Here is a 13,088-nt window from a genome sequence, read left to right as displayed (position 1 = left end):
TGCCAATGCTATCCAGGCTCATTCTGCTCAGCGCTTTTGCGCTCTCAAGCCCATTCAGTTGGGCCGCCCCGCAACCTGCGTTAACGGTCTACGGCGAAGCCCCCAAATACGCCCCGGACTTTCAACACCTGGCCTACGCCAACCCTGACGCTCCGAAGGGCGGAACGCTGCGCCGCTCCTCGCTGGAAAGCGGCCCGTTCGATCACCTGATTCCGTACATCGACAAAGGCACCGGGGTGGCCGACATCGACGGCTGGCTCTACGCGCCGCTGGCCTATCGCAGCAAGGATGAACCCTATAGCGTCTACGGCCTGGTGGCGCAGCAGATGGAGCTGGATGCCGATCGCCGCTGGCTGCGCTTCTACCTCAATCCCAAGGCCCGGTTTGACGACGGCACGCCAATCACTGCCGAAGACGTGCGTTATACCTTCGAACTGTTCACCACGCAGGGCAGCCTCAAATATCGCCAGCAGTTTCGTGACGTCGCCGACGTAGTGGTGGAGTCGCCGACGCAAGTGCGCTTCAACTTCAAGAACAACGACAGTCGCACCTTGCCGCTGGATCTGGCGACGCTGCCGGTGTTGCCCGAGCACTGGTGGCGCACGCGCAACTTCGCCGAGGGCGCCGGTTTCGAGATCCCGCCGGGCAGCGGCCCGTACCGGATCAGCGCGGTGGATGCCGGGCGCAGCGTGAAATTTCAGCGTGTTGCCGACTGGTGGGCCAAGGATCTGCCGATCACTCGTGGTCTCTATAACTTCGATCACTTGAGCGTCGAGTTCTTCGCCGACACCGATGTTTCCCGGCAAGTGCTCAAGGCTGGCGGCTTCGATTACAACCGCGAGTTTTCCGCGACCAGTTACACCATCGGCTATGCCGGCGCGGCGCTGGAGCAGGGCAAATTGCTCCGCGAACATCTGGCGCCGGGTGCCGCGCAGGGTTCGCAGGGTTTCGTGTTCAACCTGCAAAAACCCATGTTTCAGGATCGCCGGGTGCGGCAGGCGATCGCCATGCTCTGGGATTTCGAATGGAGCAATCGGCAGATGATGCGCAGCATGTACCTGCGCCAGCGCAGTTACTTCTCGCACAGCGCATTGGCGGCTACCGAGTTGCCGGACGCCGAGGAACTGAAAATCCTCGAACCGTGGCGCGGCAAAATCCCCGATGAGGTGTTCACCCAAGTCTTCGAAGCGCCGAAAACCGACGGCAGCGGCAACATCCGCGCCGAGCAGTTGCAAGCGTTGAAGTTGCTGGAAGCCGCCGGCTGGAAACCCCGTGGCGATCAGTTGGTGAATGCCAATGGCGAGTCGCTGCAGTTCACTTTTCTCAACGGCCAGAAGGGCTTTGAACGGCTGCTGCTGCCGTTCAAGCGCAACCTGGCGCAGATCGGCATCGGCTTCGATATTCGTCAGGTCGACACCGCGCAATACACCAACCGCGTACGCAACCGCGACTACGACATGATCGTCGTTGGTTACCCGGTGAGTCAGGCGCCGGGGCGCGAGATGTTCAATTACTTCGGCTCCGAAGGCGCCGACGATCCCGGCTCGAACAACTACATGGTGCTGCGCGATCCTGCGGTCGATCACTTGCTCGAAGGGCTGGTGCAGGCCGATAACCGCGAAAGCCTGCTGCGCCATGCTCACGCCCTGGATCGGGTGTTGCAGTGGGGTTATTACTGGATTCCCAATTACTACCCACCGGGAATTTCCACGGTGTGGTGGAACCGTTTTGGTCGTCCGGCGACGGCGCCGCTGTATGACGCCGGGCTCGATACCTGGTGGGAAATCAGCCCGACGGCGCTAACCGCCACACAGATGCAGCAACAGGAAAAGGAGTACGCCCATGTTGGGTTATAGCCTGCGGCGTCTGCTGCTGATCGTGCCGACTTTGTTGGCGATTCTGCTGGTCAATTTCGTCATTGTGCAGGCCGCCCCAGGCGGACCCGTCGAGCAAGCGATTGCGCGCTTGCAGGGCATCGGTGTCGGTGCTGCGGTGGGCGGCGGTCATGTCGAAACCATCGGCGGCGAATCCCGCGCCACCCGAGGCCTCGACCCGAAACTGGTGGCTGACATTGAGCGTCAGTACGGCTTCGACAAACCCGCCGGCGAGCGCCTGTGGCTGATGCTCAAAAGCTACGCGCAACTGGATTTCGGTCAGAGTTTTTTCCGCGGTGCCAGCGTCACCGAGCTGATCTGGCAGAAGCTGCCGGTGACCTTGTCGCTGGGCTTATGGGCCACGTTGATCACCTATCTGGTGTCGATTCCGCTGGGCATCCGCAAGGCCGTGCACAACGGTTCGCCGTTCGATGTCTGGAGCAGCGTGGCGATCATCATTGGCTACGCGATGCCGGGATTCCTGTTTGCGCTACTGCTGATCATCGTGTTTGCCGGCGGCAGCGCGCTGGACTGGTTTCCGGTGCGCGGGCTGGTCTCGGACAACTTCGCCGAGTTGTCACCGTGGGGCAAGGTTGCCGATTACTTCTGGCATCTGGTGCTGCCGGTCACCGCGCTGGTGATCGGCGGATTCGCCACGCTGACGATTCTCACCAAAAACAGCTTTCTCAACGAGATCTCGCGCCTGTATGTGGTGACGGCTCGGGCCAAGGGCCTCAGCCAGCGTCAGGTGTTATACGGCCACGTGTTTCGCAACGCGATGTTGCTGGTGGTCGCCGGATTACCGCAGGCGCTGGTGACGGTATTTTTCGGCGGCTCGTTGCTGATCGAAGTGATCTTTTCCCTCGATGGCCTCGGCCGTCTGAGTTATGAGGCGGCGGTGTCGCGCGACTATCCGGTGGTGTTCGGTTCGCTGTTCATCTTCACCCTGTTCGGCCTGCTGATAAAACTGCTCGGAGACCTGTGCTACACGCTGGTCGACCCGCGCATCGACTTTACCGCGAGGACTGCCTGATGCTGACTCTATCTCCCATCGGACAGCGGCGCTGGGCGCGGTTCAAGGCGCATCGGCGTGGCTGGTGGTCGCTGTGGCTGTTCTTGCTGTTGTTCGGCCTGAGCCTGGGCGGCGAGCTGATCGCCAATGACAAGCCGCTGCTGGTCGAGTATCAGGGCCAGTGGTATTTCCCGGCGTTCAAGCGCTACACCGAGCAGGATTTTGGCGGCGAACTGCCGTTCCAGCCGGACTATCGCAGTGCGCAGGTGCGGCAACTGATCGAGGGGCAGGGCGGGCGGATGTGGTTTGCGCCGGTCCCGTTCGGTTTCGATACGGTCAATTACGACCTGACCGAGCCGGCACCGAGCCCGCCAAGCGGCGAGAACTGGCTGGGCACCGACGATCAGGCGCGGGATGTGCTGGCGCGGGTGATCTTCGGTACGCGGGTGTCGCTGCTGTTTGCCTTGGCACTGACGGCTGCCAGTGCGCTGATCGGCATTGCGGCCGGTGCCTTGCAAGGCTATTACGGTGGCTGGGTCGATCTGCTCGGGCAGCGGTTGCTGGAGGTGTGGTCGGGGCTTCCGGTGTTGTATCTACTGATCATTCTGTCCGGGTTCGTCGAGCCGAATTTCTGGTGGTTGCTGGGGATCATGGCGCTGTTTTCCTGGCTGAGTCTGGTCGATGTGGTGCGCGCCGAGTTTCTGCGCAGCCGCGGCCTGGAATACGTGAAAGCCGCGCGGGCGCTGGGGGTTGGCGATGTGCAGGTGATCAGTCGGCACATCCTGCCCAACGCCATGAGCGCGACCCTGACCTATCTGCCGTTCATTCTCACCGGGGCGATCGCGACCTTGTCGGCGCTGGACTTTCTCGGTTTCGGCATGCCCGCCGGCAGCGCTTCACTGGGCGAACTGATCGGCCAGGGCAAGAGCAATCTGCAAGCGCCATGGTTGGGGCTGACGGCTTTTTTTGCCTTGGCGCTGATTCTTTCTCTGTTGGTGTTCATCGGTGAGGCCTGCCGAGATGCTTATGATCCGAGGGCTTGAGATGAGCGATAACCTGATCGAAATACGCGACCTGCGTGTGGCATTCAACGGCCAGGCTGTGGTGCATGGCATCGACCTCGATATTCGTCCCGGCGAATGCCTGGCGCTGGTCGGCGAGTCCGGCTCGGGCAAATCGGTGACCGCCCACAGCATCCTGCAATTGCTCGACCCGAACATCACGCGGATCGACGGCAGCATTCGTTATGCCGGGGAAGAGCTGCTCGGCGTGCATGAGCGCTATCTGCGCCAGTTACGGGGCAACCGTATTGCGATGATTTTTCAGGAGCCGATGAGCTCGCTGAATCCGTTGCTCACCATCGAACGGCAACTCGGTGAGAGCCTGGCGCTGCACAAAGGCCTGGCCGGCGCGCAGGCCCGTGAAAGGATTCTTGAACTGCTCGAACTGGTGGGGATTCAGAAACCGCGCGAACGGCTCAAGGCCTATCCGCACCAGCTCTCCGGCGGCCAGCGCCAGCGGGTGATGATCGCCATGGCGCTGGCCTGCGAGCCGCAGTTATTGATCGCCGACGAGCCGACCACCGCGCTCGATGTGACGGTGCAGCGCAGGATTCTGTTGCTGCTTAAAGAGCTGCAACAGCGCCTGGGCATGGCGCTGCTGATCATCAGCCATGACCTGAATCTGGTGCGCACCATTGCGCAGCGGGTGGCGGTGATGCGCGGTGGACGGATCGTCGAGCAGGCGTCGTGCGAGCAACTGTTCCGCGCGCCGCAGCATCCCTACAGCATCGAATTGCTCAACGCCGAGCCGGGGGGCGAAGCGCTGTGCCGGGATGTCGCGCAGGACTTGTTGCAGGTGCGCGATCTGCATGTGCGTTTTCGCCTGGGGGGCGGTTGGCTGCGGCCGAAGACTTGGCTGGCGGCGGTCAAGGGCATCGATCTGAATCTGCAGCGCGGCAAAACGCTGGGGATTGTCGGAGAGTCGGGCTCGGGCAAGTCGACCTTGGGTCAGGCGATTTTGCGCCTGATCGACGCCGAGGGCAGCATTCGCTTTGCCGGTGAGGCACTGGAGCAGTTGAGCGGCAAGCAGCTGCAGCCACTGCGCAAACGCCTGCAAGTGGTATTTCAGGATCCGTTCGGCAGTCTCAGCCCGCGCTTGTGTGTGGAGCAGATCATTGCCGAGGGCTTGCAGGTACACAGCGATCTGAATGCTGCCGAGCGTGAGCGGGCGGTGATCGATGTGCTGCGTGAGGTTGGCCTGGATCCGGCCACCCGACATCGCTATCCGCACGAGTTCTCCGGTGGCCAGCGGCAACGGATTGCCATCGCTCGGGCGCTGGTGCTCAAGCCGGAGCTGATTCTGCTCGATGAGCCAACTTCTGCGCTGGATCGCACGGTGCAGAAGCAGATCGTTGCTTTATTGCGGCGCCTGCAGGAAGAGCACGGGCTGACTTACCTGTTCATCAGTCATGACTTGGCGGTGGTGCGGGCGTTGGCCCATGACCTGATTGTGATGAAGGATGGCGAAGTACTGGAGCGTGGCGAGACCAGTGCGCTATTCAGCGATGCGCAGCATCCGTATACGCAGGAGCTGTTGGCGGCATCATTTGCTGGTTGATGACAGTTCCAACATAGAAGAAGGTGCATGCCGCAGTTTATGGAGCACCACGTGACCAATGTGGGAGGGGGCTTGCTCCCGAAAGCAGTGTGACAGGCGGCAAAAAATGCGGCTGATACGACGCCTTCGGGAGCAAGCCCCCTCCCACCTATGACCTGTTTATGACGAAACCTGAGGGCCAGACGCAAAAATCCCGCCACAGGGGCGGGATTTTCTTCAAACCGAACGCAAGTCTTACGACGGGAACAGCTCGGACAGTTTCATCGACAGCATCATGTCGCCTTCAACGCGCAGCTTGCCGCCCATGAACGCCTGCATGCCGTCGGTTTCACCGCTGACGATGTCTTTCAGAGTTGCGCTGTCCAGTACCAGGGTGCAGTTGGCGTCTGGGTTTTCACCTTCCTGAATGTCGCAAGTACCGTCTTTGACGATCAGCGCGTACTGCTTGTTTTCGTCAGTGATGTTGAAACCGAAGACCAGGTCCAGACCGGCAGCAGCGGCTGGGTTGAACTTGGCTTGCATCGCTTTTACGGCATCAGCTACGGAGGTCATGGTTCGATCCTTTCTTGGGTAATAGCGCTGGTTGATTACAGCAAGGGTCACAATTATCCGGACTCAGCGGAAAGTGATGAGTTCCGGAGCCTTCAGCAGTTGCAGATGTGCGTGACTGTTGAAGGAGGCCAAAGCCACCTCGCGACCGCGGAATTTCAGCTGGTTGAGCGAGGTGTTGACGATTTGCCAATTCAGTTCAAAGGCCTGCCTGGCAGGCATTTGGGTAATCAGATGGAGCAGGGCGGTGATGGTGCCGCCGGAGGTGAATACGGCGATTTTCTGGTTGCCGACGGCCTGTTCGAGGATGCGGTGCAATCCGCCCCGTACTCGCTCGACAAAACCCAGCCAGCTCTCCAGCCCGGGGGTATCGTAGGTGCCCGCCAGCCAGCGCTCGATCACCAGGGCGAAAATGCGCTGGAACTCGGCGCGGTTCTGCGCTGCGTTGCGCAGAATGTCGATGGCTTCCGGTTCGTCGTCGAGCATGGCCGGAATCAGGGCGCGGATCACGGCGTCGGCATCGAACTCGTTGAACGCCGAATCGGTCTCCAGCGTCGGTACCGCCAGGCCCTTGGCGCTGAATTGCTCCAGCGCACTGGTGGCCGTGTGTTGCTGACGGCGCAGGTCGCCGGCCAGACAGCGATCGAAACGGATTCCCAGCTCGGCGAGGTGCTGGCCGAGGATCTCTGCCTGACGCACGCCGATGGGCGACAGGACGTCATAGTCGTCTGCACCAAAGGAGGCCTGGCCATGTCGAATCAGATAGATGCTGCCCACGTCCGCGTCATCCCGGTACGTTGAAGGTTTGGCGAGGTTATGAGGATGACGGAGTGCTGTCAATGAAAAAACATACGCTTGTTTGAAATGCTCGTTACAGGCCTGTTGCCAGAGGTTTCACGGCTGGCCGACGGGGCGAGGCATGGGTATGCTGCAACCATCCCGCGCGTGTTTTGCATCCGCGCATTGTTTTAAGGAGTCTCTGTGGAGTTTTTCACCGAATACGCCAGCTTCCTGGCCAAGACCGTAACGCTGGTGGTCGCCATCCTGGTGGTGCTCGCCAGTTTTGCTGCATTGCGCAGCAAGGGCCGGCGCAAGTCGGCGGGGCAGTTGCAGGTCAGCAAGCTCAACGATTTCTATAAAGGCTTGCGTGAACGTCTGGAGCAGACCCTGCTCGACAAGGATCAACTCAAGGCCCTGCGCAAGGGCCAGGCCAAATCGGAAAAGACCGAGAAGAAGCAGAAGAACAAACCCGAGAGCAAATCCCGGGTGTTCGTGCTCGATTTCGACGGTGATATCAAGGCCTCGGCCACCGAGAGCCTGCGTCACGAAATCACCGCACTGCTGACTCTCGCTACGCCAAAAGATGAAGTGGTGCTGCGCCTGGAAAGCGGCGGCGGCATGGTGCACAGCTACGGTCTGGCGTCGTCGCAACTGGCACGTATCCGCGAGGCCGGCGTGCCATTGACGGTGTGCATCGACAAGGTCGCCGCCAGCGGCGGTTACATGATGGCGTGCATTGGCGAGAAGATCATCAGCGCGCCATTCGCGATTCTTGGCTCGATCGGCGTGGTGGCGCAGTTGCCCAACGTCAATCGTCTGCTGAAAAAGCACGACATCGATTTCGAAGTGCTGACCGCCGGTGAGTACAAACGCACCCTGACCGTATTCGGCGAAAACACCGAAAAGGGCCGGGAGAAGTTCCAGGAAGACCTGGACATCACCCATCAGTTGTTCAAAAACTTCGTTTCCCGTTATCGCCCGCAACTGGCCATCGACGAAGTGGCCACCGGTGAGGTCTGGCTTGGTGTTGCAGCGCTGGACAAGCAACTGGTGGACGAGCTCAAGACCAGCGATGAATACCTGGCAGACCGGGCGAAGAAAGCCGAGGTTTATCACCTGCATTACGCCGAACGCAAAAGCCTGCAGGAGCGCATCGGCATGGCCGCCAGCGGTTCAGTGGATCGCGTGCTGCTGAGCTGGTGGAGCCGCTTGACCCAGCAACGCTTCTGGTAAGAAAACGCCAAAGAAAAACCCCTTTTACTGTAACGGGAAAAGGGGTTTTTTTATGGTGGCGGTATATATGTATGGTTTAAGTTTGAATAGTTGATTTGAATTCAAGGTTTTTAATCGGTAATTCGCGCTTTTATTAAAAGGCCTGCTCGATAAGCTGTTGCTACTTTCAGTTTTCGAGATATTCAGTATGTCTTCTTTACCTGTCCAGGCTGTCGCGCCTGTACTAACACCCGAACAAAAAGGCATGTTCTTTGAGTTGATCAAGAACAATGCTCCCGGCTGGCTGCTTTCAGCATCGGATGAACTGCGTCAAACACTTTATCAAAGCATCATGGCCAGCCACCGCGCCCAGAGTGAAGTGAACCCGTTTCTGAAGAACCTCAAGTCTCCAGAAGAGTTTTGCGCACCGCTACTGGCCAGCGCCATGTCGCAAAAGCTCGGCCACTCGCTGGATATCGGCGGGGTGATCTTTCAGCACGTGCGCTCCACCTCCAGTCTGCTGGGCTTGCGCAGGAAACTGGTGTTGCCAGTTGATCGGGATCTGCTCACGGCCGCCTGCGAAAACTTCGAACTCAGCGAGGCTCAGGCCACAAATTATAACGATACCTCCTTGATCTATATTCCCGAAAAAGTAACCGGTCGAGAGGCGAATATATTATCGATCCAGCCCCACGAGTTTGCGCTGTTGTGTCGAACCCTCGACTTGGGTAAGCAATATCAGACTCATCTTCGTGCGGTCTTCAATGTGGAGGCTGAGACCCATCCGTTGCGCGGCAAGTTTACTGCGAACCTGCGGTGTCGGTTCGAAGTGGATCGGCACGTGGCATTGATGAAAAAACATATCAGTGTCGAAGTGCATGAGATGTTGCAGGCAGTCAAGGATAACCAGGCCACGATCAAACTGGGCAACAACACCCTGGGTTATCAGGGCTTGCAGATGCTGGGTGTCACACTTAACGGTGTGCTGTTTATCGGCCCGGTGAGTGTGCACGCCGATGACGACTATCGATGCGTTGTTTACCTGCCAGGTGATCCGTTGCACCCGCTCAAGGAGTATTCATCCTTCAGCGATTTCGAGAAACAGTTGAGCCAGCGGTTGAAAGGCGCAGCGTTTCGCCAATTCTTCATGCGCTACATCAAGATCAGTGAGCGCGCAGCGTGGGTGACCGAACTCGATGGGCGTTTGTATGCGCACAGTCATTCAATCCTGCCTCGTGCCGCGTTCTACGTGACGTTGTCCGGCATCGATTTTGCGGGTGACCCGTTCAGCCTGATGTATCGCCAGCACGCCGAACAGACCATGGCCGACGCTCGGCTCGTAGTGGTCCCAACGGACGATGAAGACGAGAAAACCCGGCTGGCCCGACTGGACACCTATAAGGCAATCGGGGTCAACCTGCTGTTGGTCGCTGTATCGTTCATACCCGTAGTAGGAGAGGCGTTATTGGCGGTCACTGCGGTGCAGTTGCTCTCGCAGGTCTATGAAGGGATTGCCAGTTGGTCCAGAGGCGAGCAGGAGCAGGCGACGGATTACTTTTTCGATGTCGTCGAAAACCTGATCCTGATGGCGGCTTTCGCTGCGAGTACCAGGGCGGTGGGCACAGCGTTCAAAGTCGTCAGGTCATCGGCTTTTATCGAGCGCTTGCGCATGGTCAAAATGGCCTCGGGGCAGTCTCGCCTCTGGAAGCCTGACCTGCACGTGTATCAACAGCGTCGGGCCTTGCCTGCCGGAGTGCGTCGCGATGGTCGCGGCTTGCGTTGGGTCGATGGCCAGGCGTACCTGACGCTCGATGACCTGCACTATGCGGTGCGCCCCGAGCCTCAGACCGGGCTGTGGGAAGTACAGGCGCCGCCGGAATCGGCGAGCCGCTATTCACCGCTGCTCGAAACCAACGATCGGGGGGCCTGGCGTCATGACAGCGAGCTGGTTCAGGACTGGGATCGATTGAAGCTGTTTCGCCGCTTCGGCCATCCCCGCGAGGAGCTGTCCGATGCCAGAGCGCTGCAGGCTCTGGCTGTCAGCGGTATCGAAGACAGCGTGTTGCGTCAGATCCATGTAGATCGCGGTCATCCGCCGGCCTTGCTGCTCGACACGGTGTGGAGATTTCGCGTCGATGCAGCGGTGACGGAGTTTATCGAGCAACTGCAGATCCCGTTGTCGGCACCCATGGCGGACGCTGACCTGCAATTGCACCTGCTGACGACCTCGGCCAGTTGGCCGGCAGACTGCGTTATCAGCGTCGTCGATGCAGCGGGCACGCCAATCAATCGTTATGGCGCCACCACCGCCACCACGATCCTGAAGATAACCCAGCAGGATGTGCATCGGGGGAAACTGTACCGTTCTCTGCTGGCTGCACTCGGCAGCCAGCGGCGCAAGACCTTGCTCGGCCTGACGAGCGAGGATTCGGTGGTTCAGACGCGCAAGCTGGTGCAAATTGTCGGCGAACAGGCACAAGGTCGACGGGAGCCGTTGTTCCAGCGAATCTATCGACGCCGCGAAGCGCCGGGCAATGGTCGGGTGGCGTTGCTGATGAAGACCTTTGCCGATCTGCCTGCCAGTGTTGCCGAGGAGTTGGCGGGCAGTGCCCTGGATGGCGAAGCGCAGGAGCTGGACGCTGCCCGCGTACCATTGCGGCTGGCGCAGGAGGTGCGCCGCTATCAACAGGCGATTGCTGTGTGTCGAGCCTATGAAGGCCTGTACCTGGAGAGTGGCGGTGGTCACAGTACCAATCGCCTGGTGCTCGATACCCTTGAACATTTGCCGGGCTGGTCAGGGGCTTCAGCGATCGAGATACAGGAGTGGTCGGGCAGTCACGGCAGTGTTGCAACGACGGCGTCAAGCTCATCCAGTGAGCGGGTGATCATCAATGTGTTGGCGGACCGCATCAGCGTTCTGCAGGGTACTGATGCTGCGCTGAAAACATTTTCCGGGCGCACCCGCGAGCATTATTTCCAGGCCCTCTGGCATGGGTTGTCGGCGCAACGCAAGGTCGCGTTGGGCCTGTCGATCGAGGCCGGGGCGAACGGGCTACGGGAGAAAATCACCGAACTTGCCATGCAACGGCGAACAACGTTTGCCAGGACCATGGGCGAACGTCCCGGCGACTATTCGCCGATGGCCCTGGCTGACCGGCCCCCGGCAGGGCCTTGGGCGAACTCAGGGGTGAGCGTTTCAGTGATGGTGCGCCGTATTCAGGAACTCTACCCGGCCCATTCCCCTGCACAGATCCATGCGCTACTCAACGTCTTGGGCCGCAATGAGATCCTGGTGCTGATGAAACTGGAATTGCTGCGCCTGGAGTTTCTCGGTATTCGCGAAGTCCTGAGTCGTTGGGTGACGCGGCAAACGCAGTACAACGGGATCGATGGCGCATTGCTTGATGTTCCACAGTCGGCGAAGTCCCGGGCCATGCGCGCGATCATCCGCTGCTGGCGCAGAGAACCGGGGGCCTCGGGAGACGCGCCACCCGACACGTTGATCTTCGCCCCGGAGCCTTTGGGAGAGTTGCCAGTGCTGGTCGGGGATTTCAGCCACGTCACGCATCTGGTCATGGACGGCACTACGCCGCTGGGGCTGACGGCATTTTTGCGTCATTTCAGAAATTTGCGCAGCCTTTCCCTGAGAGGGAACCAATTGACCCAGTTACCGGTGACATTGGAACGCATGCCCTGGCTGACGCATCTGGATCTGAGCGAGAACCGTATTCGTCTATCTTCTGCATCGGTGCCGTCACTGGCGCAATTGAAAAAGCTGCGGGTGCTGAGCCTGGACTTCAATGTTGATCTTGCGCATGCCCCGGATGTCAGCTCACTGCCGGATCTGGAAAGACTGCGCCTGCGCGGTTGCGCAATCGATCATTGGCCCGAGGGAACCACCGGTTTGCAACGACCGCAACTGATCGATCTGCGCGATAACCAGATAAGCACGGTGCCGGAGGCGGTACTCAGGGCTCCGTTGGTGGTCACCCGCGCCGTTCGCCTGATGGGTAACCCCTTGTCGCCTGACTCTTTGCGACAGATTGCGACGTATCAGCAGGCGAACAGCGTCAGTTTCGGTGTAATGGCCCGGGTCTATCGACATCAGCCGCTACTCGGCGTGTCGTATGAAGGCCAGAGTGCCCGCTGGCTGACCGGCAGGCCTGCCGTCGAAGCGATACCGCGTAGCGTTACCTGGGAGGCTGTACGGGCAGCGCCCGGCTCGCGGGATTTCTTCAATGTTCTTTCACAGTTGATCCACACGGCCGATTACACCCGGTTGTACCCGTATTTCAGCCAGCGTGTGTGGAATGTGGTCGAGGCGGCCGCTGAAGACACGCGGCTGCGCAGCGAATTGTTCCGCACGGCGCGCGTCGCCACCAGTGTCGATGGCTATTCTGCGGTATTCAGTGAGATGGAAGTCCAAGTGCTGTGTTATCGAGCCACGGTCGCGGCCGGGATCGATGGCGCGCCGCTGGAGCGGCAACTGACGCATTTGCTCAGAGGCTTGTTTCGCCTGCAAACGCTGGAAGAGCAGACCTTGGCAGAGATCAACAGCCGCGCCCAACCGAGTGTCTACGAGCATGCGCTCGAATTCAGTCTGGCCTATCGGGTGGGGCTGGCGGAGCGCCTGAATTTGCCTGGGCAGCCAAGGGCGATGAGCAGCCCGTTGAATGTCGAGGTATCGCAGGTAGAACTGGATCAGGCTTATCAGGCCGTCATGCGTATCGAAGGTTCTTCGGCGTTTCCCGAATGGTGTATCGGCCAGCGATTCTGGGTCGAATTTCTCGAATCGGCGCATCCCGACGCTTTCGCCCTTGTCTATGTTCGGACCTCGCGGGCCTTGGCGCGTCTGGAGGAACAGGCGGAGCTGACGCGCGACCAGGCATCGGTGCAGATGAATGCGATTCACGACAATTTCAGAAATGAACGTCAGGTGCTGATTCGCCAGCTCACCGATCAGGCACTGGTGCGCCATCCGGCCAATGAGCTGGCCAGTTCGGATACAGAAGAGGAGGGGAGTACGCCTTGAGCAGGTGCTC

The 13,088-nt window shown here is 59.7% G+C and carries 8 protein-coding genes; 6 read left to right on the top strand and 2 right to left on the bottom strand.

Annotation, left to right across the window (positions count from 1 at the left end):
• Positions 1–5: 5 nt before the first annotated feature.
• From ACS4NR_RS09135 to ACS4NR_RS09120, 4 genes are read left to right on the top strand one after another with little or no spacing between them, the layout of a single operon-like run.
• The gene (locus ACS4NR_RS09135; RefSeq protein ID WP_456019784.1) at positions 6–1,856 is read left to right on the top strand and encodes an extracellular solute-binding protein; all 1,851 of its coding nucleotides are present in this window, start codon (positions 6–8) and stop codon (positions 1,854–1,856) included.
• Positions 1,843–2,907, top strand: a complete 1,065-nt coding sequence (locus ACS4NR_RS09130) for a microcin C ABC transporter permease YejB (protein WP_456019782.1) — start codon at positions 1,843–1,845, stop codon at positions 2,905–2,907. The genes ACS4NR_RS09135 and ACS4NR_RS09130 overlap by 14 nt, the downstream gene beginning before the upstream one ends.
• Positions 2,907–3,929: an ABC transporter permease gene (locus tag ACS4NR_RS09125; protein WP_456019781.1), complete on the top strand. Its 1,023-nt coding sequence runs from the start codon at positions 2,907–2,909 to the stop codon at positions 3,927–3,929. Before ACS4NR_RS09130 ends, ACS4NR_RS09125 begins: the two co-directional genes overlap by 1 nt.
• A gap of 1 nt (position 3,930) precedes the next feature.
• On the top strand, positions 3,931–5,505 hold the full coding sequence (locus tag ACS4NR_RS09120) for an ABC transporter ATP-binding protein (protein WP_456019779.1): 1,575 nt from the start codon (positions 3,931–3,933) through the stop codon (positions 5,503–5,505).
• A gap of 234 nt (positions 5,506–5,739) precedes the next feature.
• On the opposite strand, the gene ACS4NR_RS09115 is transcribed toward ACS4NR_RS09120, so the two are convergent.
• A complete protein-coding gene (locus ACS4NR_RS09115; RefSeq protein WP_108592320.1) occupies positions 5,740–6,057 on the bottom strand; it encodes an SCP2 sterol-binding domain-containing protein in 318 nt (105 codons plus the stop codon).
• Positions 6,058–6,120: 63 nt separating this feature from the next.
• Positions 6,121–6,831, bottom strand: coding sequence for a histidine phosphatase family protein (locus ACS4NR_RS09110; RefSeq protein WP_456019778.1), 711 nt, complete (start codon positions 6,829–6,831; stop codon positions 6,121–6,123).
• Positions 6,832–7,035: 204 nt separating this feature from the next.
• Here ACS4NR_RS09110 and sohB point away from each other — a divergent pair, with 204 nt between their 5' ends.
• Both sohB and ACS4NR_RS09100 read left to right on the top strand, forming a co-directional pair.
• The gene (sohB, locus tag ACS4NR_RS09105) at positions 7,036–8,067 is read left to right on the top strand and encodes a protease SohB (RefSeq protein WP_095136223.1); all 1,032 of its coding nucleotides are present in this window, start codon (positions 7,036–7,038) and stop codon (positions 8,065–8,067) included.
• Positions 8,068–8,224: 157 nt separating this feature from the next.
• Positions 8,225–13,078, top strand: a complete 4,854-nt coding sequence (locus ACS4NR_RS09100; protein WP_456019777.1) for a dermonecrotic toxin domain-containing protein — start codon at positions 8,225–8,227, stop codon at positions 13,076–13,078.
• The last annotated feature ends 10 nt before the right edge of the window (positions 13,079–13,088 follow it).

The organism is Pseudomonas sp. JQ36, assembly GCF_053851495.1.
The sequence above is the reverse complement of the archived record's forward strand: the minus strand, read 5'-3'. Positions and strand labels throughout refer to the sequence as shown.

Coding starts and splice junctions, on each gene's coding strand:
- ACS4NR_RS09130 (WP_456019782.1), top strand. CDS start 1,843: ATGTTGGGTTATAGCCTGCGGCGTCTGCTGCTGATCGTGCCGACTTTG.
- ACS4NR_RS09135 (WP_456019784.1), top strand. CDS start 6: ATGCTATCCAGGCTCATTCTGCTCAGCGCTTTTGCGCTCTCAAGCCCA.
- ACS4NR_RS09115 (WP_108592320.1), bottom strand. CDS start 6,057: ATGACCTCCGTAGCTGATGCCGTAAAAGCGATGCAAGCCAAGTTCAAC.
- ACS4NR_RS09120 (WP_456019779.1), top strand. CDS start 3,931: ATGAGCGATAACCTGATCGAAATACGCGACCTGCGTGTGGCATTCAAC.
- ACS4NR_RS09125 (WP_456019781.1), top strand. CDS start 2,907: ATGCTGACTCTATCTCCCATCGGACAGCGGCGCTGGGCGCGGTTCAAG.